Source organism: Streptomyces resistomycificus (genome assembly GCF_001514265.1).
GTDB classification, from domain to species: Bacteria; Actinomycetota; Actinomycetes; order Streptomycetales; family Streptomycetaceae; genus Streptomyces; species Streptomyces resistomycificus.
The window spans coordinates 207,441-228,522 of sequence record NZ_KQ948991.1 but is presented as its reverse complement, the minus strand read 5'-3'; the positions used below and the strand labels follow the sequence as shown (position 1 = coordinate 228,522).

The window sequence follows — 21,082 nt, the reverse complement described above, 5'->3', positions numbered from 1 at the left end:
GGACATGGAACAGCGCATCACCCTGATCACGCTGGGAGTCCTCGACCTCGCGCGCTCCAAGGCCTTCTACGAGGCACTGGGCTGGCGCGGACAGGAGGTCGAGGAGACCGTCTTCTTCCAGGCCGGCGGCCTCGGCCTGGTCCTGTGGAGCCGGGACGAGATCGCGAGGGACGTCGGTCTGCGGCCCGGTCCCGCCACCGGTTTCGGCGGGATCGCCCTGGCGCACAACGTGCGGTCGGAGGCGGAGGTCGACGAACTGCTCGAGGCCGTGCGGCGGGCCGGCGGCACCGTCACGAAGCCCGCCGCCGTCAACGCCGTCGGGTTCTACTCGAGCGCGTTCGTCGATCCGGACGGTCACGCCTGGGAGGTCGCCCACAACCCCGGCTTCCCGCTGGCGGCGGACGGCTCACTCACCCTGCCGGACTTCGGCCAGGCCCAGGAGGACCGGGGAGACCGGTGACCGGCGGGGGCCAGAAGGACCCTGAAGACCGGTGACCGGCGAGGGCGGCCCGCCGGTCCGCGCTCTCGGCGCTACCGGCCCGACCTGATGCCGTCAGCGGCCACCCGCAGATCCCGCCAACTCTCGACAGCCAGCCGGCAGACTCCGATCATCCGTGTGAGGTCGCCCTGTGTGCACGTCAGGATGTCCTCGATCACCTGATCGCCCGGCGTGATCTCGCCGTAGCAGTCGTGCCACGCGAGCTCGACCAGTTCCAGCAGGTCCAGTGCGGCGGGAGCCGCGTCCTTCCCGACCGCCGCTTCCACCGCCGTCGTGCGTTCCGCCCGACGGGCGGCCCTCCCCACAGCCACAAGCCCCTCCACTGTGCGCAGGTGGCGTCCGTGCGGACGCGTCGACGGGACACAGACTCGCACAACAACGCCGCGGCCGAACCCTGTTTCCACAGACGCCCCTGGTCAGACAGGGGGACGCCGGGCTAGCGTCCCGTCATGGCAGCCTTCGATCCCTGGGACCCGGCGTTCGTCGCCGACCCCTACCCCGCGTACGCCGAACTGCGTGAGCGCGGCCGCGTGCAGTACTTCGAGCCCACCGGCCAGTGGCTGGTGTCGCACCACGCGGACGTCTCCGCGCTGCTGCGGGACCGGCGGCTGGGGCGGACGTACCAGCACCGGTTCACGCACGAGGACTTCGGGCGGACGGCGCCGCCGACGGCGCACGAGCCGTTCCACGTGCTGAACGACCACGGGATGCTCGACCTGGAGCCGCCGGACCACACCCGGATCCGGCGCCTGGTGTCGAAGGCGTTCACCCCGCGCACGGTGGAGCGGCTGAAGCCGTACGTCCACGGGCTGGCCGACGAGCTGGTGTCCGCGCTGGTGGAGGCGGGCGGCGGCGACCTGCTCACGGACGTGGCCGAGCCGCTCCCGGTGGCGGTGATCGCCGAGATGCTGGGCATCCCGGAGGGGGACCGGGCGCCGCTGCGGCCCTGGTCGGCGGACATCTGCGGGATGTACGAGCTGAGCCCGTCCGAGGACGTGGCGGCGAAGGCGGTCCGCGCGTCGGTCGAGTTCTCCGACTACCTCCGCGCACTGATCGCCGAGCGCCGCAAGGAGCCGGGCGACGACCTGATCTCGGGGCTGATCGCGGCGCACGACGAGGGCGACCGGCTCACCGAGCAGGAGATGATCTCGACCTGCGTGCTGTTGCTGAACGCGGGCCACGAGGCCACGGTGAACGCCACGGTCAACGGCTGGTGGGCCCTGTTCCGCAACCCGGACCAGCTGGCGGCCCTGCGCGCGGACCCCTCACTGGTCCCCTCGGCGATCGAGGAGCTGATGCGTTACGACACCCCGCTCCAGCTCTTCGAGCGCTGGGTCCTGGACGACATCGAGATCGACGGCACGGCCATCCCGAGGGGCGCGGAGATCGCGATGCTGTTCGGCTCCGCGAACCATGATCCCGAGGTGTTCCGCGACCCCGAGCGGCTCGACCTCACCCGCGAGGACAACCCGCACATCTCCTTCAGCGCCGGCATCCACTACTGCATCGGAGCACCGCTGGCCCGCATCGAACTGGCGGCGTCCATGCGGGCCCTCCTGGAGAAGGCCCCGACGCTCGGCCTCGCGGCGGAGCCGCAGCGCAAGCCGAACTTCGTGATCCGGGGCCTTGAGGGGCTCAGCGTCGAGGTCTGAGGCGCCGCAGCACGGCCCACACGCCGAGGAAGGCGGCGGTGCCCCCGAGGACCATCAGCGGCAGTTCGGCGTAGAGCACGCTCCAGTCGGGGGCCTGCTCGAAGCGATAGAACCGTCTCCGGGGGCCGCCGGCCGCGACGGCCCACACGACGAGCCCCGCTCCGGCGCCGACAGCGGCGGTCAGACACCCCGCGGCGGCCTGCGCACGTTGTCCCATGCCTGGCATGGACGCGTGCGGGCCGCCGGGAGTTCCGGATCGCACAGGGCTACCAGGTGCCACCAGCCAGGGCTTCTAGGGCTACTTCGTCTCCAGGTCCCGTCGGCGGAAGCCCGCCACCCCCAGCCGCACCAGGCCCGCGGCGACGAGGGTCAGAAGCAGCATCGGCGTCCAGGACATGTCGGCGGCGGGGAGCTGGGGCACATGGCCGAAGGGGGAGAGGTTGTTCATCCAGTCGGGGAACTGGAGGATCTGGCCGAGGTAGCCGACGAGGAAGGCGTAGACCGGCACGATCCAGGCGAACGCGCTCGCCTGCGGGAACCAGCCGAAGAGCACCACCGCGACGCCGACCGTGACCCACAGCGCGGGGGCGTAGGCCAGGGCCGCACCGACCAGCTTCGGGAACAGCCCGGCGTCGCCGGTGGAGGCCGCCCCCGAGATACCGAAGCCGAGTCCGGCCGCCAGCAGGACGACCGTGCCGCCGCCCATGGCGACGGCCAGGTGGCCGCCCACCCAGCGGGCGCGCGAGAGGCCGGTGGCGAGGAGGGGTTCGGCGCGGCCTGCGGTCTCCTCGGAGCGTGGCCGCAGCGCCGCCATCACCACGTACACCGCGGCGACCACCGTGATGACCACCATGACCATCGAGGCGAACGACTCGGCGATGCTGGCGCCGCCGATGCGGTCGAGGGCCTCCTGGATCTGGTCGATGTCCTTCAGCATGTCGTCGGCGTCCCCGAGGATCGACCCGTACATCGCACCCATCAGGAACAGGCCCGCGGCGAAGGCGATGAGCGTGCCGCGGTGCAGCCGCAGTGCGAAGCCGAGCGGGGTGCCCAGTGCGTCGGAGGCGACCGGGCTGCCCAGTTTCCCGGCCCGCAGCCCCGCGCCGACGTCCCGTCGGGTGGAGAGCACGAATCCCGCGGCCGCGCACGCCACCGCGAGCGCGAGGCAGAGCAGCAGCGGCCACCAGCGATTGTCGACGTAGACGTACGTCCGCTGCACCCAGCCGATCGGGGACAGCCAGGACAGGGCGCCGTTGGAGCCGGTGTCGCCGGCGGCACGCAGTACGTAGGCGACGCCGATGACCGCGAGGGCCATGCCGGAGGCGCCGCGAGTGTGCGCCGTCATCTGGACGGTGATCGCGGCGACGGTGGCGAAGACGATGCCGACGGCCGCGTGGCCGAGGCCGTAGAGCAGCGAGCCGGTGCCGTCGATGCCGTCGATGCCCGCACCCGCGAGTCCGACGGCCAGCAGCAGCGCCAGCACCAGGTTGGCGATGACGGCCACGGACAGGGCGGCCGCGAGGTGGGAGTGGCGGCCCACGACGGTGGAGCGCACCAGCTCGGCCCGGTTGGTCTCCTCCTCGGCACGGGTGTGCCGGGTGATGACGAGGACGCTCATCAGGCCGACGAGCACGGCCATGAAGCCGAGCATCTGGTGGCCCAGCATCGAGCCGAAGTTGTAGTCGGTGAGGTAGCGGCTCGGCCCCGACATGGCGAGTCCGGCAGGACCGTCCATGGTCTTGGCGACGCCGGCGCGGTCCTCGGGGTCGGCGTACAGCTCCTTGTAGTTGTTGGCGGTCGCGATCGTGCCGAGGAACAGGGCGAGGGTCCACACCGGCAGCCGTACGCGGTCCCGGCGCAGGTTGAAGCGGATCAGGGTGCGGGTCCCCGCCAGACCGTTGCCGCCCGTGACGGGCGCGGTGCGTGCTGGGGCCTTTTTGACGGTGGCGGTGGTCATCACACGGCTCCGTTGCCGTTGCCGGAGTGGCCGTTGGCGGCGAGCTCGTCGCCGTAGTGCCGGAGCATGAGCTCCTCCAGCGTCGGTGGGTGGCTGATGAGGCTGCGGATGCCGAACTCGGTGAGCTTGCGCACCGCGCGGTCGACGTGGCCGCCGTCGACGGCGAACCGGACCCGGCCGGCGTCGGCGTCGAGGGTCTGCAGGTCGTGGATGCCGGGCAGTGCGTCCAGGCCGGCGGCGGGGCGTTCGGTCTCCGCCTCGATGGTGGTGCGGGTCAGGTGCCGCATCTCGCTGAGCGTGCCGGACTGCACGATCCGGCCGAGCCGGATGATGCTCACGCGGTCGGCGAGTTTCTCCACCTGGGCCAGGATGTGGCTGGACAGCAGCACGGTCTTGCCGGCCGCCTTGGCCTCGACGATGACGTCCTGGAAGACGACCTCCATCAGCGGGTCCAGACCCGCGGTCGGCTCGTCGAGGAGTAGCAGCTCGGCGTCGGAGGCGAGCGCGGCGACGATGGCGACCTTCTGCCGGTTGCCCTTGGAGTAGGCGCGGCCCTTCTTGGTCGGGTCCAAGTCGAAGCGCTCGATGAGCTCGGCCCGGCGCTGCTTGTTGATGCCGCCCGCCCGTCGCCCGCCACCACCCTGCCTGACGCGCTGCGCGCGGCCCCCATCATGCAGCCGAGCGAGCAGGTCGATGGCCTCGCCCCCGGTGAGGGTGGGCCACAGCTCGACGTCTCCGGGGACGTAGGCGAGATGCCGGTGCAGTTCCACGGCATCCGTCCAGGGATCGCGGCCGAGCACCTGCGCGGCGCCAGAGTCGGCGCGCAGCAGGCCGAGCAGGACGCGGACGGTGGTGGACTTCCCGGCGCCGTTGGGGCCGAGGAAGCCGTGGACCTCACCGGTCTCGACGACCAGGTCGAGGCCGTCGAGCGCGTGCGTTTTGCCGAACGACTTGTGCAGTCCGGATACCTCGATAGCGGAGTTTGCCTTCGTCATGCTTCAGAACGTACGCTTCGTTCAGAAATTTGTGAAGTTAAGGAACCATCAAAATCACCGTTAGACTCCATTGGGAGCGGCTGACCAGGGGAGATGATCGAGGCATGGCGGAGACGAAGGATGCCGAGCGGGATCCCGGGGCGGTCTCGCGGTTTGTCGAGCGCTTCGCGGCGCAGCTCGTCGAGGCCGGGATGCCGCGCATGCCGGCCCGGGTCTTCGCCGCGCTGCTCGCCTCCGACGCGGGCGCCCTGACCTCCGCCGAGCTGGGCGAACAGCTGCAGATCAGCCCCGCGGCCGTGTCCGGGGCGGTGCGCTATCTGGCACAGGTCCGGCTGGTGTCGCGGGAGCGGGAACCGGGCTCCCGGCGGGAGCGGTACCGGGTGCACAGCGACCAGTGGTACGAGGCGATCACCAACCGCGAGGTCATCATCAAGCGCTGGGAGGACGCCCTGGGCGAGGGCGTCACGGGCCTCGGCGCCGAGACCCCGGCTGGGCGCAGACTCGCGGAGACCCTCGCCTTCTTCGAGTTCATGGGGGGCGAGCTGACGGCGATGATGGACCGCTGGCGCGTCCACCGCGACAAGACCTTCGGCCGGCGGTAGCAAACCAAGGGCCCTGGTGGAGACCGACCTCTCCACCAGGGCCCGCGGGCCAACTGCCGTACGGCTACCGCTCCTTCGTCTCCTCCAGCACCGTCCGGCCGATCAGCGCGTACCGCGACGGATCCCGTCGCTTGAGGTACTGCGCGTAGCCGACGCCGACCGCCGCGATCAGCGCGACGATCCACGGGGTCGCCTTCAGGACCAGCGAGCCGGACTCCGTGCCCGCCGCCACGCCCATGTTGGACACCAGGAGGACGACCACCGCGAGCATGGCCAGCCCACCCACCAGCGGGGCGGTGAGGGTCTTGAACCAGTGGCGGCTCTCGGGGTGGTGGGAGCGGAAGTAGGCCAGTACGGCGAAGGAGCAGACCGCCTGGACGACGAGGATCGCCATGGTGCCGAGGATGGCGAGGAGGACGTACAGACCGGCGTACGGGTCCTTGCCCGCGATCCAGAACGCGGCGATCAGCACGGCGCTGACGATCGTCTGGGCGAGGCCCGCGATGTGCGGGGAGCCGTTGCGGGCGTGGGTGCGGCCGACGGTGTTCTTGAGGGACGGGATGACGCCCTCGCGGCCCAGCGCGTACATGTAGCGGGCGGCGCAGTTGTGGAAGGCCATGCCGCAGGCGAGCGAGCCGGTGATCATCAACCACTGCATGACGACGACCGCCCAGTGGCCGACGTACTGCTCGGTGGGGTTGAAGAACAGTGCGAGGGGGTTGGCGGAGGAGGCGGCCGCGACGGCCTCCTTCTCGCCGTTGCCGATGATGGCCATCCAGGAGACGAGGACGTAGAAGACGCCGACGCCGAGGACCGAGACCATCGTCGCCTTGGGGATGATCTTCTTCGGGTCGCGGGACTCCTCGCCGTACATCGCGGTCGACTCGAAGCCGACCCACGACCAGAAGGCGAAGAAGAGACCGAGGCCGGCGCTGGTGCCCTGGAAGGCGTTGACCGGGTTGATCGGGCCGAAGGTGAAGCCGTCCGGGCCGCCGCCGTGCAGGGCGACCGAGATCGCCATGGCCGCGAGGATCGTGACCTCGGTGGCCAGCAGGACGACGAGCAGCTTCTCGGCGACCGAGACGCCGAACCAGGTGCCCATCGCGTTGACGGCGAGCATCAGGACCGCGAAGCCCCACCACGGGATGTCAATTCCCGTCTGGTCTTGGAGAGTTGTCGTCGCGAACACCGAGAAGATGCCGATGAGGGCCGGCTCGAAGACGACGTACGCGAAGGTCGCGAGGAGTCCGGAGGCAAGCCCGACCGTGCGGCCGAGACCGTACGAGATGAAGCCGTAGAAGGCACCGGTGGACGTGATGTGCTTCGCCATCGACGTGAAGCCGACGGAAAAGATTGCCAGGACGACCATTGCGACGAGGTAGCTCGCCGGGGCGCCGATGCCGTTGCCGGACGACACCATGAAGGGCACGTTGCCGGTCATCGCGGTGATCGGGGCGGCGGTCGCCACGGCCATGAAGACCACGCCGAGCAGGCCCACGGCGTTGGGCTTCAGCCGGTGAACCGTACTGCCCCCGCTTGTTTCCGTCGCTGGGGCGATCCCCTCGTCCACTGCCATCGGGCTGGCCCCTCTCGTGTCGGTCCGCTGCTGCACTGGACCGGAACTCTGCAGTTCCAATAAGTCGGTCAAGGGCGCCACGACGTTAAATGCTTGTCAATCAGACCTTTAGAAATCTGGCGGCAACACGTGGCTCGTACGGTCGCCGCCATGAGCGTCTACACGTCCACCCTCAGCGGCGAGCGCCACCGCTTCGTCTCGCTCGCGCGCCTGCTCGCCGCCGCGAGCCCCGAGCGCTCCGGCGACCGGCTGGCCGGGCTCGCCGCCTCCTCCGCCCGGGAAAGGGTCGCCGCCCGCTGGGCGCTGGCCGAGGTGCCCCTCGCCACCTTCCTCACCGAGCCGGTGATCCCGTACGAGACCGACGACGTGACCCGGCTGATCCTCGACACCCACGATCCGGTGGCCTTCGCGCCGGTGGCCGGGATGACGGTCGGGGAGCTGCGGGAGTGGCTGCTGTCGGAGGCGGCGGACGCCGAGGCGCTGACGGCGCTGGCGGCCGGGCTGACGCCGGAGATGGTCGCCGCCGTGTCCAAGCTGATGGGGAACGCGGACCTGGTGGCCGTGGCGCGGAAGGTGCGGGTCGTGACGGCCTTCCGGTCGACCATCGGCCTGCCGGGGCGGCTGGCGACACGGCTGCAACCGAACCATCCGACGGACGACCCGGCGGGCGTTGCCGCGGCCCTCCTCGACGGCCTGCTGCTGGGCTCCGGCGACGCGGTCATCGGCATCAACCCGGCGACCGACAGCCCGAAAGCCGTACGGGACCTGCTGGAGCTCCTCGACGGAGTGATCACGCGATACGGCATCCCGACCCAGTCCTGCGTGCTCAGCCATGTGACGACGAGCGTCGACCTCATGGAACGCGGCGCCCCCGTCGACCTCGTCTTCCAGTCCATCGCGGGCAGCCAGGCCGCGAACGCGTCCTTCGGGGTCACCCTCGGCCTGCTCGACGAGGCGTACGAGGCGGCCCTCGCGCTGGACCGGGGCACGGTCGGCCGCAACGTCATGTACTTCGAGACCGGCCAGGGCAGCGCCCTGTCGGCGGACGCGCACCACGGGGTGGACCAGCAGACGGTGGAGACACGGGCGTACGCGGTCGCGCGTCGGTACCAGCCGCTGCTGGTCAACACCGTCGTCGGGTTCATCGGCCCGGAGTACCTCTACGACGGCCGGCAGATCCTGCGCGCCGCCCTGGAGGACCACTTCTGCGGCAAGTTGCTCGGCCTGCCGATGGGCCTCGACATCTGCTACACCAACCACGCGGACGCCGATGACGACGACATCGCGACCATGCTGACGATGCTCGGTGTCGCGGGCGCCTCGTTCGTGATCTGCACGCCGGGCGGCGACGACATCATGCTCAACTACCAGTCGGCCTCGTACCACGACGCGTTGTACCTGCGGGAGGTGCTCGGGCTGCGCCCGGCGCCGGAGTTCGAGGCGTGGCTGGGGTCGATCGGGCTCCTGGACGAGCGTGGCGCGATCCGTGAGGTCGCGGCGCATCCGCTGACGGCGATCGGACGGGGGCTCGCGGCGTGAATCAACTCCCTGAGAACACGGTGGACCGTACGAACCACAGGGACCCCGGGGACTCTGCGAACCCCGGGGAGTCTGCGAACCCTGCGAACCCCGCGAGCACAGACGACTTCGCCCTCTGGGCGGCCCTGCGCCGACACACCCAGGCCCGGATCGGGCTCGGCCGCGCCGGTTGCGGACTGCCGACCCGGCACCGGCTGGAGCTCCAGGCCGCGCACGCGGCGGCCCGGGACGCGGTGCACTCGCCGTTCGACCCGGACACGGTCGCCGCCGCGCTGACGGGGATGCCGAGCGTACGGGTCCGTAGTGCCGCCCCCGACCGGCTGGCCTACCTCCAGCGTCCCGACCTGGGCCGTCGGCTGCACCCCACCGACCGGGCACACCTTCCGGCGGGGGAGTGGGACGTGGTGTTCGTGGTCGCCGACGGGCTGTCCAGCCGGGCGGTGCACGAGCACGCGGCGGCGGTGGTGCGGGCGACGGTGTCCCTGCTGCCGGCCGACTTCCGGGTGGCGCCGGTCGTCCTCGCCGAACAGGCGCGGGTCGCCCTCGGCGACGACATCGCGTGGGCGATGGACGCGGCGATGGTGGTCGTCCTGGTCGGGGAGCGGCCCGGCATGTCGGCGGCGGACTCCCTGGGTGCGTATCTGACGTACCGGCCGAGGCCGGGCATCACCACCGACGCCGACCGCAACTGTCTCTCCAACATCCGCCCACCCCTGGGTCTGACGTACGAGGGGGCGGCGGGGAAGCTGGCGGCACTGTTGGGACGGGCCCGGGAGCTGGGGCTCACGGGGGTGGGGCTGAAGGACGAAAGCGATCACGAGCACGTAATCGGGCGGCTACCCTGAGTTGTGGCTGGTCTGCATCAAGGGGAGGGCGCATCATGACACTGATGACTGAGCGACCGACGATGAGCGGCACCGAGCCCCGCGGCTTCGAGGCGTTGCTGGACGACCTCGACGAGCTGATCGTGCCCGACGGCTACAAGGCCGAGATCATCAAGGGGAACATCGTCTTGTCGCCGTGGTCGAAGGGGTACTACACCCGTGTGATGCGTCAGATGTGTCGGCAGCTGGAGGAGTACCTCCCCCAGGGCTACGAGCTTGAGCGGGCGCCCAATCTCTTCGTCTTTCCGGGGGACGAGCGCGCGTACGGGCCAGATGTCTACGCCGCTCATGAGCGGGTTTTCGATGCGGACAGCAACCGCCTGGACGGAGACGGACTCTTCTTTGTCGCAGAGCTGACCGCCACGTCCACCCGCGACCACGACCTCACCGACAAGGTCAAGGTCTACGGCAGGGCAGGCGTCCCCGTCTACCTGATCCTCGACATGCAGGAGGCGCAGGCCACGGTGCTCTGGACGCCCTCCGTCAAGGGGTACGAGTCGCACTGCACGAGGCCGTTCGGCGAGAAACTTCCGATGCCGACCCCGTTCGACTGCGATCTCGACACCGCCGGCTTCCGCAGGGCTCCCGGAGAGCCCGAAGAAGACGAAGACTGACCTCACCCCACCTCTGGCATCACCAACCCCCACGCCCCCTCCCACACCGTCCACGTCCGCTTCCGTACCGGCCCCGACAGCACCGTGTCCGCCCGGTAGCGGAAGTCCGCCCCGGACACGGTGACGCGGCGTCCCGTCGCCAGTAGCGGGGTCGCCTCCGCGCCCACCGACAGGGGGCGGATCTCGACCTCGGCGAGGCCCGAAAGGCCGGGGGCGACGGAGAGGGACTCCAGGGGCTGGTCGAGGTCGACCAGGATGACCCCGTCGACCTCGACGCGGAGGCGGGAGGGCCCGGGGGCGGACGTAGAAGCGGGGGAACGAGTGGGGCGGACCGTCACCAGGGTCCGGGCGAGGGAGCGCATCCACGGGGACAGCGCCCCCTGCGGTGCCGCCCCCGTCCCCGACTCGGCCTCCGACTCCGGAGTCCTCCCCGGCGGCGATATCACCAGCGTCCCCAGCACCACCCCGTCGCTCTCGTCGACCAGCAGGTCCATGCGGCGCTCGGCCCCGTCCAGGACGGCCCGGGCGGCCTGCACCGCGCCCATCGGGACGCCCAGGGAGCGGGCCAGGGACAGGACGCCCCCCACCGGCACCACCGACAGCGCACATCCGGCCAGCTCCCGCCGCCGGTGCAAAAGGGACACCGCCCGCACCAGGGCCCGGTCGTCGCCGACCAGGACCGGCCGCCGGGAACCTCTTCGCTGGAGGGCCCGGGCGAATTCCTCGGGCCCGTCCGGGAGACACACCTTCGTGGTCGCACCCGCGCTGAGCACGTCTTTCACGATCCGTACGGACTCACCGTCCGTCCTCCGGGCGACCGGATCGATGATCACAAGCAGCTGATCGGAAGCCGCGGAAGTCGCCACCTCGGTCATGCCTCGCTTCCTCGGGTAGCATCTTTGTGCAAGAGCCCCTTGCGCTATTGCGCCAGGGGCTTCGTCTATTCCGGGGCATCCGGGTCCGACGGGTTCACGGCCGACGACGGCCGTCGGTGGCCGAAGCAGGTCGCCGGTGTACAAGGCACAGGGCCGTGCCGTGTACTCCCCTGACCATGGACATGCCCCGCCCGGAAGGGGTGTACGCGCGTGCCCGCACTTGTGCTGCTCGGTGCTCAGTGGGGTGACGAAGGCAAGGGAAAGGCAACCGACCTGCTCGGTGGCTCGGTGGACTATGTGGTGCGCTACCAGGGCGGCAACAACGCCGGCCACACGGTAGTCGTGGGCGATCAGAAGTACGCCCTCCACCTCCTCCCTTCCGGAATCCTCTCGCCGGGGTGCACCCCGGTCATCGGCAACGGAGTCGTCGTCGACCCGTCGGTCCTGTTCTCCGAGCTGAACGGACTGAACGAGCGTGGCGTCGACACGTCCAAGCTCCTCATCAGTGGAAACGCCCACATCATCACGCCTTACAACGTGACGGTCGACAAGGTGACGGAACGCTTCCTCGGGAAGCGCAAGATCGGCACGACCGGGCGCGGCATCGGCCCGACCTACGCCGACAAGATCAACCGTGTGGGCATCCGGGTGCAGGACCTCTACGACGAGTCGATCCTCACCCAGAAGGTCGAGGCGGCCCTCGACGTCAAGAACCAGGTCCTCACCAAGCTCTACAACCGGCGCGCGATCGCCGTCGACCAGGTGGTCGAGGAACTGCTGGGCTACGCGGACCGGCTCGCGCCGTACGTCGCCGACACGGTCCTGGTCCTCAACCAGGCCCTGGAGAACGACAAGGTGGTCCTCTTCGAGGGCGGCCAGGGCACCCTCCTGGACATCGACCACGGCACGTACCCCTTCGTCACCTCGTCGAACCCGACCGCGGGCGGCGCCTGCACCGGTGCAGGCGTGGGCCCGACGAAGATCAGCCGGGTCATCGGCATCCTGAAGGCGTACACCACCCGCGTCGGTTCGGGCCCGTTCCCCACGGAGCTCTTCGACGCGGACGGCGAGGCGCTGCGCCGCATCGGCGGCGAGCGGGGTGTCACCACCGGCCGTGACCGCCGCTGTGGCTGGTTCGACGCGGTGATCGCCCGCTACGCGACCCGGGTCAACGGCCTGACGGACTTCTTCCTGACCAAGCTCGACGTCCTCACCGGCTGGGAGCAGATCCCGGTCTGCGTGGCCTACGAGATCGACGGCAAGCGCGTGGAGGAACTCCCGTACTCGCAGTCGGACTTCCACCACGCGAAGCCGATCTACGAGACCCTCCCGGGCTGGTCCGAGGACATCACCAAGGCGAAGTCGTTCTCCGACCTGCCGAAGAACGCCCAGGACTACGTCAAGGCGCTGGAGGAGATGTCCGGCGCCCCGATCTCCGCGATCGGCGTGGGCCCGGGCCGCGACGAGACGATCGAGATCAACTCGTTCCTCTAGGACGACGGTTCAGCAGGGTTCTCGCACGGGTGCCCCCGTCCGGTGTCGGACGGGGGCACCCGTGCGTGCGGGGCGGCCACCCGCAGTAGTCGTGAGCCGTTCCCGCACATCGCCGACGCGGACATCGCCGGCAGACTTCGCCGCGACGAACCGGAGGCTGACGCAGGACGGGACGCCGGTGTTCTGACGGCGGTGCCGGGACACCGCGTCCACGGGAGGGAAGCGCCCTGTCAGAGGTCCGACAGGGCGGACTGGAACGCGGCGAAGCCCTCGCTCGTCGGGTTCAGGGCCTCGCCCACCACCCGGCGCAGCTGTTCGGCCAGGACGGTGTCCGGCAGATCGTCCAGGAGTTCCATGGGCAGATCCGCGACATCCACCAGCACCGAGACGAACTCGGAACCGCTCGCGTCCTTCTGCACGTACGGTGCCCTTCTCTGCCGTGCGTGCCCGCGCACGCGTGGTCCCCGGGTGCCGCCCGGTCATCGGCAGCGGGCCGAGCCTATAGGATTCCGCGGCCCCGGGACCGTACAGGTGCGGTCGGGGGAGATGCCCGCGGGCAACCGGGACAGGCGAGTTTTCCGGGACGATGTCTGAGCCCCGAACGGCATGGGTATGAAGGCGCCGCGTACGTGTTCCAGGCGGGGGGACGTTCCGGCGGGTGCGCGCCGGCGGCGGCCGGATACGGGGGTGGTGGGGGGTGCCCTTGCAGCAGGAGTTCTACTTCTTTCTCAGCTATGCCCGGCGCGACGACCGTGAAGACGCCTTCGTGGAACAGTTCCACGCCGATCTGCTGAGCGAGCTCCAGGAGAGGGGAGCGGCCTGCGACGGCCAGCTGTCCTTTCGCGACGCGGCGCGGATCAGGCTCGGCGCGGACTGGGAGACCACGATCGGCGACGCGGTCGGGAGCTGCCGCGCCCTGGTGGCCCTGTGTTCGCCGGGCTATGTGAACAGCCCTTACTGCGGCAAGGAGTGGGCGGTCTTCCAGGACCGGCTGAGGCGGTACCGCGTCGAGACCGACATCGAGGCGCCCGCGCTGATACCGGTGCGATGGCTTCCCATACGCGGCGCGCTGCCCCCGGCGATGAGCCGGTACCAGTACACCGAGCGGGGCATGGACCCGAAGGCGCGTGAGGACTACACCGAGCGGGGTCTGATGCACGTCATGCGCGCCGACCCGGCCGGTGCGACCTACCGCGCGGTCGTGTCGGCAGTCGCCGACGGGGTGCGGCGGGCCGCCGAGCGCTACGGGCTGCCCACCGTCAGACCCGACCTGAGGACCGTACGCAGCGCCTTCCAGGGATACGAGGTGGGCGAACCTCTCGAGCGCGCCACCGGGCGGGTCCGGGTGTTCGTCGCGGCCGGAACCGCCTCCGCGCCGCCCGAGGGCCGTCAGGACCACCAGTACTACGGGCGTTCACCCTACGACTGGACGCCGTACCACCCGCCCGTCCACCCGACCGCGGCGCTGCGCGCCCAGCAGGTGATCGGCGAGTCACGGTGCATCACCCACTTCGACGAGGTCGGCCACGACCTCGTCAGCAAGCTCGACGAGGGGGTGCGCAACCGCGAGACCAGTGTGCTGCTGGTCGACGCGTGGGCGGCGCGCGGGGAGCCGTACCGGGCCGCGCTGGCCGCCTTCGACCGGCAGAACCACCCGGTGACGGGTGTGCTCGTGCCGTGCCACGACACGGACGAGGAATCCAACGCCGACATGCTGTGGCAGGACCTCAGCCAGGTCTTCCAGCGCAACTGGATGCGACGCAACGACGCCTGGGACCCGCTCTTCAGGGTCCGGGTCGACAAACGCCACTTCGACGACCAGTTGTCGGTGATGGTCGTCGTGGCGCAGAACCGCCTGGCGGAGCAGGCCGATCCCGTTCTGCTGCCCGCGGGGCCGGCCGCGCCGCCGTTACCGAGCCTGGGCGTTCCGGCGCAGTCCCCGATGGGCCGCGGCGCACCGGCCGACCAGCACGGCAGTCCTCCCACCGAAGGATCGGACGATGACGGCTGACACCGGGACGCGACGCGAGGGCAAGATCGTCACCTTCTACTCGTACAAGGGTGGAACGGGACGGACCATGGCGCTGGTCAACGTCGGCTGGATTCTCGCCAGCAAAGGGCTGCGGGTGCTGCTGGTCGACTGGGACCTCGAAGCTCCGGGTATGCACCGCTACCTGAGGCCGCTGCTCGTCGTCGACCCCGAACTACGCTCCACGGACGGCCTGGTCAACATGATGCAGGCCTACGTCGGGCAGGTCATGGGCTCGGGCCGTCCCGAGCAGCCGCCCGGCGAGCGGGACGCGGCGCCCGCCGTGATGGGAGCGCAGGAGCTGCGCGCCTGTGCCGACCTCGGCCCCTACACCACCGGTCTCAGACTGAGCCTGCCGCCCGGCGGACGGCTCGACTTCCTTCCGGCCGGACGTCAGTCCGCCGCCTACTCGGCCGCCGTCACCAGTTTCAACTGGCACGCCTTCTACGACCGCCTGGGCGGCGGATCCTTCCTCCAGGTGCTGCGCCGGCGGATGGCGGAGGCGTACGACTACGTGCTCATCGACAGCCGTACCGGGGTCAGCGACATCTCCGGGATCTGCACCATCCTGCTGCCCGACATCGTCGTGGACGGTTTCGTGCTGAACCACCAGAGCATCGAGGGCGGCATCGCGGCCGCGAACTCGGTGACGGTCTCCGCACCGCGTCCGATCCGCGTACTTCCCGTGCCCATGCGGGTCGAGGAGGCCGAGCAGGAACTGCTCGAGCAGGGCCGCGACTCCGCCCGCGCCGGCTTCGCGCCGTTCCTGTCATGGCTGGGAGAGGAACACCACGCCCGGTACTGGGGCGAGGTCGAGATCCCCTACAAGCCCTACTACGCCTACGCGGAGATCCCGGCGACCGTGAAGGACCGGTTGCTCCAGAAGGGCTCGCTGCTGACCGCGTTCGAACGGCTCACCGCGTGGATCACCGAAGACGCGGTGCGGGCCCTGGAACCGCAACCAGCCGAGGAACGCAAGCAGCTGGCGGCGGAGTACCTCCGCGATCCCCGCGCTGTCCCGCCCCGGCTGTACGTCAGCTACGCGCCGATCGACCGGATGTGGGCCGAGTGGGCCGCCGCACACCTGGAGACGGCCGGCTACCAGGTGTCCCTGCACAGCGCCGCCGAACCCGTGACCGGAGCGCCACCGGAGGCGACGTCCGTCCTGGAGCGGCGAGGGCGACTGCTCGCCCTGCTCTCCCCCGAGTATCTGGTGCAGCCGCGGGCCCTGAACATCGCGGCCCGACTGGGCGGTGTCGAGGCGGGTGGCGGGCCGGCCCTGCTGCTGGTGCGGGTGCAGGAGACGGAGGCCGCTTCGGACGGCCCGTTCGGCGACCGACCCAGTCTCGACCTCACTCGCAGATCGCCCGACGAGGCCGCCGTACACCTGTTGGCGGCCGTCGGTTCCCCCTCGGGCGGGCGGTCGGCCGATCGTGGCACCCCGGCCCTGGGCACGGCCACTCCCCCCTACCCCGGTGACTCGCCGGCCGTGCAGCGCGTCCCGTCGCGCAACGTCTCCTTCACCGGCCGCGGGGCACTCCTGGACCGGCTCCGCGACGGTTTCACCACAGGGCCCACCGCCAGGCCCCAGGTGCTCTACGGGCTGGGCGGGATGGGCAAGACCCAGGTCGCCCAGGAGTACGCACACCGCTTCAAGTCCGCCTACGACGCCGTCTGGTGGGTGACCGCGGCGCAGCCCGGCCTGATCCGCTCGGCACTCGCCGAGCTCGCCCCCGACCTGGGGCTGGAACAGGGCCAGGACGTCTCCGGCACGGCCGACGCGGTGCTGCGGGCACTGCGACGCGGCGAGCCCTACGACCGCTGGCTGCTGGTCTACGACAACGCCGGGCGCCCGGAGGAGCTGGCGGAGCTCATCCCCGCCGGGCCGTCCGGCGGACACACGCTGCTGACCTCACGTGACCGGGCCTGGGTGAACAACGCGGGCCTGGTCGAGGTCGAGGTGTTCCAGCGCCACGAGAGCGTGGAACTGCTGCGCGGGCTCAACCCCGGCCTGGCCGAGGGCGACGCCGACAAGGTCGCCGAGGAACTGGGCGACCTGCCGCTGGCCGTGGGCCAGGCCGCCGTCTGGCTGAGCGAGAGCAGCATGCCGGTGGCGACCTACCTCAGCCTGCTCGGTGAACGGCTCACCGAGGTCCTGCGCGACACCCGGCTGCCCGACCGGGACTACCCGCACTCGGCGGCGGCGACCTGGCGCCTCGCGCTGGACGAACTGCGCCACGTGAACCTGGCGGCGGCCGAGATGCTGGAGATCTGCGCCTTCTTCGGCCCCGATCCCGTTCCCCTGGCCCTGCTGTACAGCAGGGCCGTCACCCAGGCGTTGACGCTCCAGGAGGGCGAACCGCGCGACGAGATGGCCATCGCCCAGGTGGTGCGTGCCATCAACAGGTTCGGGCTGGCCAAGAGCGACCAGGGCAGCGAGACGCTCACCGTCCACCGGCTGGTGCAGGCGGTCATCCGCGACCAGGTGGCCGAGCCGCGCAAGGTGCGGCTGCGTGGCGTGGTGCACGCGGCGCTGGCCGACGCCAGGCCGGGTGACCCGGACGAGACGTCCGGCTGGAACCGCTACGACCAACTGCTGCCGCACCTGGCGCCGTCCCGTGCCGTCAGGAACCCGGATCCCCAGGTGCGGGCGTGGATCACCGACTCCGTCCGCTACCTGTGGAAGCGGAGTCTGCACGGCGCCGCGCACCAACTGGCCCAGGACATACTGCAGCGGTGGGAGGCCTCGGGCATCGGTCACGCGGACGATGCCCAGACGCTCATCCTGCGCATCCAGCTCGGGAACGTCCTGCGCTCCCTGGGCCGGCTGCGGGAGGCGTACGAGTCCGATCTCGACACGTACGAGCGGCTGCGCCGCAGCAAGGGGGACGAGTACGCCCACACTCTGGCCGCGGCCGGCAACGTGGCCGCCGACCTGCGCGAGCTGGGCCGGTACCTGCAGGCACGGGACCTGGACCGGCGGACGCTGCGGGCGGCGCAGCGCACCCTGGGCGACGACCACAAGCGCACCCTGATGTACCTGAACAACCTGGCCCTGTCCGAGTATCTGGCAGGGGACCGCCCCTCGGCCCTGGAACTGCACCACCGCGCCTGGCGGCAGCAGAGCGAGACGCACGGCGCGAACAGTCTCAACGCGCTGTCGTCGGCCAGCAACTACGCCCGTGACCTGCGGGAGACCGGACGGCTGCGGGAAGCCCTGGAGTTGCTGGAGAGCACGGTGGCGCGCTACCGGGAGACGCTCGGCGAGAGCCACATCGAAACCCTGCGCGCCCTCAAGAACCTGGCGGTGGCACTGCGCAGGAACGGAGAGTACGAACGGGCCAGGGAGATCGACGAGGACATCCGCAGCCGGTACGTCTCGGACCAGGGTCCCGACCACCAGGACACCCTCGCCGCCGCCTCCAACCTGGCCAGTGACCTGGCGGCGCTCGGCGAGCCGGCTCAGGCCCTGGAACTCGCCGAGCGCGTGATGAACCGTTACCGCGACTACCTGGGCGAGATGCATCCGGTCACGCTGGCCTGTGCCAACAACGTGTCCGTCTATCTGCGTCTGGTGGGCCGCACGGCCGAGGCGCACGAGCTGGTGGACCGGGCGCTGACGGGGCTCCGCGAGGTCCTGGGGGAATCCCATCTCTACACGCTCGCCTGCACGATCAACCACGCCAACGACCTCGTCCTGGCCGGCGACCTGGAGGGCGCGGTCGCGGAGGAGCGGTTCGTGCTCGAGCGGCTGACGGAGGTGCTCGGCCCGGAGCACTACGACACCATCGGCGTCACCTCCAACCTCTCGCTCAGCCTCCGTGCCGCGGGCCGGACGGAGGAGGCCGACCGGCTCGTCGAGGAGGCGCGGCAGAACGCCGTCAGAACCCTCGGGGAGGACCACCCCACCACCAAGGCGGTGCGGGCCAGGCAGCGGCTCGACTCCGACATCGAGCCGCCGACCACCTGACCGCCCCCGGTCCGTCCGCCGTTCTCCGCAAGGCGTTTGACCGAGGGCGGCGGGTTGTACGATGCCGCATCACCACCGTCGCACCAGAGCGATCGAGGCCCATGCACGCCACCCGGTCCACGCCTCACGAGCCGTGCGGTCCGCGAGAGCGGCCGCCTCACGCGACGCTGCCCTTCCGCCAGTTCCTGCTGAAGATCCACAGCCGCTGTGATCTGGCCTGCGCCTACTGCTACATGTACGAGGCAGCCGACCAGAGCTGGCGAGAGCGACCGCGCCGCATGGACATGGAGACCGTCCGTCGCACGGCCCGGCTGATCGCCGAACACGCCGTGCGGCACGAGTTGGCGACGGTGTACGTCGTGCTGCACGGCGGTGAGCCGCTCCTGGTCGGCGCGCGGCATCTGGAAGCCACGCTGCGAGTGCTCGCCGACTGCCTGCCCCCAGCCGTCGAGCTGCGTGTCACCCTGCAGACCAACGGGGTACGGCTGGCCGAGGACCCGGCCCTGCTGCCCGTGCTCGACCGGTACGGCGTCCGGCTCGGCATCAGCCTCGACGGGCCGGCAGCCGTCCACGACCGCCATCGACGGCGGCCGGACGGGCGCGGCAGTCACGCCGCTGTCGGGCGTTCGCTGCGGCTGCTCACGGGCGGGCCGTACCGGCGGCTGTTCGCGGGGCTGTTGTGCGTGGTGGACACGGACGCCGATCCCGTGGACACGTACGAGGCCCTGCTCGCGTTCGCCCCGCCCCGGCTCGATCTGCTGCTCCCGCACGGCACCTGGGGCACCCCGCCTCCCGGTCTGGAGGGGCGCACCTCGCCCCCGGACGAGCCACCGGTCCTGGCCGCGCTGGGCCGGTCCGTCCCGTACGGCGACTGGCTGTGCGCCGTCTTCGACCGCTGGTACGACGCTCCCCGCCGGGAGACCGGTGTCCGGCTCTTCGAGGAGATCATGACGCTCCTGCTGGGCGGCACCTCACGCAGCGAGGCGGTCGGGCTGACCCCGGTCGACCTGGTCGTCGTCGAGACCGACGGGGCGATCGACCAGGCGGACTCGCTCAAGGTCTCCTATCCGGGGGCTCCGGCGACCGGGCTCGACGTGTTCCACCACACCTTCGCCGACGCCGCCGCGCACCCGGCGTTCCAGGCCCGTCAGCGGGGGCTGGCCGGGCTCGGTCCGGTGTGCCGTTCCTGCCCGCGCGTCCGCGTCTGCGGAGGGGGCCTGTACGCCCACCGGTACGACCCCTCCCGCACTCCCGTCTTCTCGGCGCCGTCGGTCTACTGCGCCGACCTGGCGGTGCTCGTGGACCACATCGCCGGGCGGCTGCGGCGGGACGTCACCGAACTGGTCGCGCCACGGGGGGACGCGGCCCGATGAGCGGCGGGGCGAGAGCGGGTACGCGTCGGGTACAAGTGCCCGACGCCGGACGGTACTTCATCCCGCCCCACACCCTCGCCGCGCTGGCGCGCGCCCGCGGCGGCGCCCAGGCCGTGACGCTGCTGCGCTCCGGTCAGCTCAGCAAGCGGAAGCTTCTGGTGCGGGCGCTGCACCAGGCGGCGGTGCGCCGGGGAGGGAGCGACGGGCTCGACGCCGTGTACCCCCGGCTGCTCGACCTCAGCCGCCGGGACCCCGAGGCCTGGCGGACCGTCATGCTCCATCCCTACCTGGACGAAGGGCTGGCACGGGCCCTGGTGGTGCTGGAGCGCGGCGAGCGGATCGAGGCCGAGTGGCTCACCTGGTGGGAGCGGCTCGTGGCCCCTTCGCCCGGCGGGGACTGGCCGCAGGTGCGCGCGGAGTGCGACGGGCAGGTCCTGCGACTGCGGCTCGCTGACAGCGGGCCCTTCCGCGACGCTCACGGGCACACCCCCGACGGGCCCCTCACGGCGGAGCTGGCCCGTCACTGGACGAAGGCCCTGTCCGCCGCCTGGAAGGTGATCGTGCGGCGGCACCCCTGGCATGTCCGCGCGATGGCGGCCTGCCTCACCACGCTGGCACCGCTGCGGCCCGGATCGGACGGGGCCGCGGTCAGCTCGGCCGCCCGGCGGGCCTACGGCGCCGTAGGCGCCTCGCTCCAGGACGACCCTTCCCTCCTGGCGCTGACCCTCGTGCACGAGTTCCTGCACGTCCAGCTCGGTGCCCTGCTGGACCTGTTGCCCCTGCACGGCCCGCCGACCGGCGTGCGCTACCACGCCCCCTGGCGTCCGGACCCCCGGCCGGCCGGGGCGCTGCTGCAGGGTGCGTACGCGCACATGGGTGTGACCGACTTCTGGCGGGCCGAACGCGCCGTCGGCGGGAGGCGCGCCCGGCGCGAGTACGCCACCTGGCGGGGGCACACCGTCGACGCCGCGGGAACGCTGCTGGACAGCGGGGAACTGCTGCCCGCGGGGGTGCGGTTCGTGA

Annotated in this window: 17 protein-coding genes and 1 pseudogene; 11 read left to right on the top strand and 7 right to left on the bottom strand. The window is 71.1% G+C overall.

Annotated features, from left to right (window positions below; all coding sequences use genetic code 11):
- The first annotated feature begins 4 nt into the window (after positions 1-4).
- Positions 5-460 carry a VOC family protein gene (locus AQJ84_RS15515; protein WP_053192908.1) on the top strand — a complete coding sequence of 152 codons (456 nt, stop codon included), beginning with the start codon at positions 5-7 and terminating at the stop codon, positions 458-460.
- A 71-nt stretch (positions 461-531) separates the two neighbouring features.
- Here the strand turns inward: AQJ84_RS15515 and AQJ84_RS15510 are convergent, their stop codons facing one another.
- Entirely contained in the window at positions 532-810 is a 279-nt protein-coding gene (locus tag AQJ84_RS15510; protein WP_157875019.1) for a hypothetical protein, read from the bottom strand.
- A 138-nt stretch (positions 811-948) separates the two neighbouring features.
- Here AQJ84_RS15510 and AQJ84_RS15505 point away from each other — a divergent pair, with 138 nt between their 5' ends.
- Entirely contained in the window at positions 949-2,151 is a 1,203-nt protein-coding gene (locus AQJ84_RS15505) for a cytochrome P450 (protein WP_030044921.1), read from the top strand.
- On the opposite strand, the gene AQJ84_RS15500 is transcribed toward AQJ84_RS15505, so the two are convergent.
- The 3 genes from AQJ84_RS15500 to AQJ84_RS15490 form a co-directional block, all read right to left on the bottom strand.
- Positions 2,135-2,368 (bottom strand): hypothetical protein, encoded by a 234-nt coding sequence (locus AQJ84_RS15500; protein ID WP_051870282.1) that lies wholly within the window; start codon positions 2,366-2,368, stop codon positions 2,135-2,137. The genes AQJ84_RS15505 and AQJ84_RS15500 overlap by 17 nt on opposite strands.
- Positions 2,369-2,449: 81 nt before the next feature.
- Entirely contained in the window at positions 2,450-4,108 is a 1,659-nt protein-coding gene (locus AQJ84_RS15495) for an ABC transporter permease (protein WP_030044923.1), read from the bottom strand.
- Positions 4,108-5,103, bottom strand: a complete 996-nt coding sequence (locus tag AQJ84_RS15490; RefSeq protein ID WP_030044924.1) for an ABC transporter ATP-binding protein — start codon at positions 5,101-5,103, stop codon at positions 4,108-4,110. The genes AQJ84_RS15495 and AQJ84_RS15490 overlap by 1 nt, the downstream gene beginning before the upstream one ends.
- Before the next feature lie 104 nt (positions 5,104-5,207).
- On the opposite strand from AQJ84_RS15490, the gene AQJ84_RS15485 reads away from it, so the two are divergent.
- A complete protein-coding gene (locus tag AQJ84_RS15485) occupies positions 5,208-5,705 on the top strand; it encodes a GbsR/MarR family transcriptional regulator (RefSeq protein WP_030044925.1) in 498 nt (165 codons plus the stop codon).
- A 64-nt stretch (positions 5,706-5,769) separates the two neighbouring features.
- Here the strand turns inward: AQJ84_RS15485 and AQJ84_RS15480 are convergent, their stop codons facing one another.
- Entirely contained in the window at positions 5,770-7,281 is a 1,512-nt protein-coding gene (locus AQJ84_RS15480) for an APC family permease (RefSeq protein WP_053192912.1), read from the bottom strand.
- Between the two features lie 150 nt (positions 7,282-7,431).
- Between AQJ84_RS15480 and AQJ84_RS15475 the strand changes: the two genes are divergently transcribed.
- The 3 genes from AQJ84_RS15475 to AQJ84_RS15465 all read left to right on the top strand — a co-directional run bounded on the left by AQJ84_RS15475 (position 7,432) and on the right by AQJ84_RS15465 (position 10,318).
- Complete coding sequence (locus AQJ84_RS15475) at positions 7,432-8,820, top strand: ethanolamine ammonia-lyase subunit EutB (RefSeq protein WP_053192914.1); 1,389 nt, start codon at positions 7,432-7,434, stop codon at positions 8,818-8,820.
- 125 nt (positions 8,821-8,945) lie between these two features.
- A complete protein-coding gene (gene eutC, locus AQJ84_RS15470) occupies positions 8,946-9,665 on the top strand; it encodes an ethanolamine ammonia-lyase subunit EutC (protein WP_051870283.1) in 720 nt (239 codons plus the stop codon).
- A 35-nt stretch (positions 9,666-9,700) separates the two neighbouring features.
- Positions 9,701-10,318, top strand: a complete 618-nt coding sequence (locus AQJ84_RS15465; protein WP_037804650.1) for a Uma2 family endonuclease — start codon at positions 9,701-9,703, stop codon at positions 10,316-10,318.
- Positions 10,319-10,320: 2 nt separating this feature from the next.
- Here the strand turns inward: AQJ84_RS15465 and AQJ84_RS15460 are convergent, their stop codons facing one another.
- Entirely contained in the window at positions 10,321-11,193 is an 873-nt protein-coding gene (locus AQJ84_RS15460; RefSeq protein ID WP_030044929.1) for a diacylglycerol kinase family protein, read from the bottom strand.
- A 210-nt stretch (positions 11,194-11,403) separates the two neighbouring features.
- On the opposite strand from AQJ84_RS15460, the gene AQJ84_RS15455 reads away from it, so the two are divergent.
- The gene (locus AQJ84_RS15455) at positions 11,404-12,687 is read left to right on the top strand and encodes an adenylosuccinate synthase (protein ID WP_053192915.1); all 1,284 of its coding nucleotides are present in this window, start codon (positions 11,404-11,406) and stop codon (positions 12,685-12,687) included.
- A 230-nt stretch (positions 12,688-12,917) separates the two neighbouring features.
- Here AQJ84_RS15455 and fxsA read toward each other — a convergent pair whose 3' ends face one another.
- A complete protein-coding gene (fxsA, locus tag AQJ84_RS15450; protein WP_030044932.1) occupies positions 12,918-13,106 on the bottom strand; it encodes an FxSxx-COOH cyclophane-containing RiPP peptide in 189 nt (62 codons plus the stop codon).
- A 278-nt stretch (positions 13,107-13,384) separates the two neighbouring features.
- On the opposite strand from fxsA, the gene fsxC reads away from it, so the two are divergent.
- The 4 genes and pseudogenes from fsxC to AQJ84_RS44140 form a co-directional block, all read left to right on the top strand.
- A complete protein-coding gene (gene fsxC / locus AQJ84_RS15445) occupies positions 13,385-14,698 on the top strand; it encodes an FxsC protein (protein ID WP_030044933.1) in 1,314 nt (437 codons plus the stop codon).
- Entirely contained in the window at positions 14,688-18,686 is a 3,999-nt protein-coding gene (gene fxsT / locus AQJ84_RS15440) for an FxSxx-COOH system tetratricopeptide repeat protein (RefSeq protein WP_053192918.1), read from the top strand. Before fsxC ends, fxsT begins: the two co-directional genes overlap by 11 nt.
- A gap of 101 nt (positions 18,687-18,787) precedes the next feature.
- The gene (locus AQJ84_RS15435) at positions 18,788-20,059 is read left to right on the top strand and encodes an FxsB family cyclophane-forming radical SAM/SPASM peptide maturase (RefSeq protein WP_053192919.1); all 1,272 of its coding nucleotides are present in this window, start codon (positions 18,788-18,790) and stop codon (positions 20,057-20,059) included.
- Positions 20,056-21,078 (top strand): annotated as a pseudogene (locus AQJ84_RS44140) (aKG-HExxH-type peptide beta-hydroxylase); the annotation flags it as partial. The gene AQJ84_RS15435 and the pseudogene AQJ84_RS44140, both read left to right, overlap by 4 nt.
- Positions 21,079-21,082 lie beyond the last annotated feature (4 nt).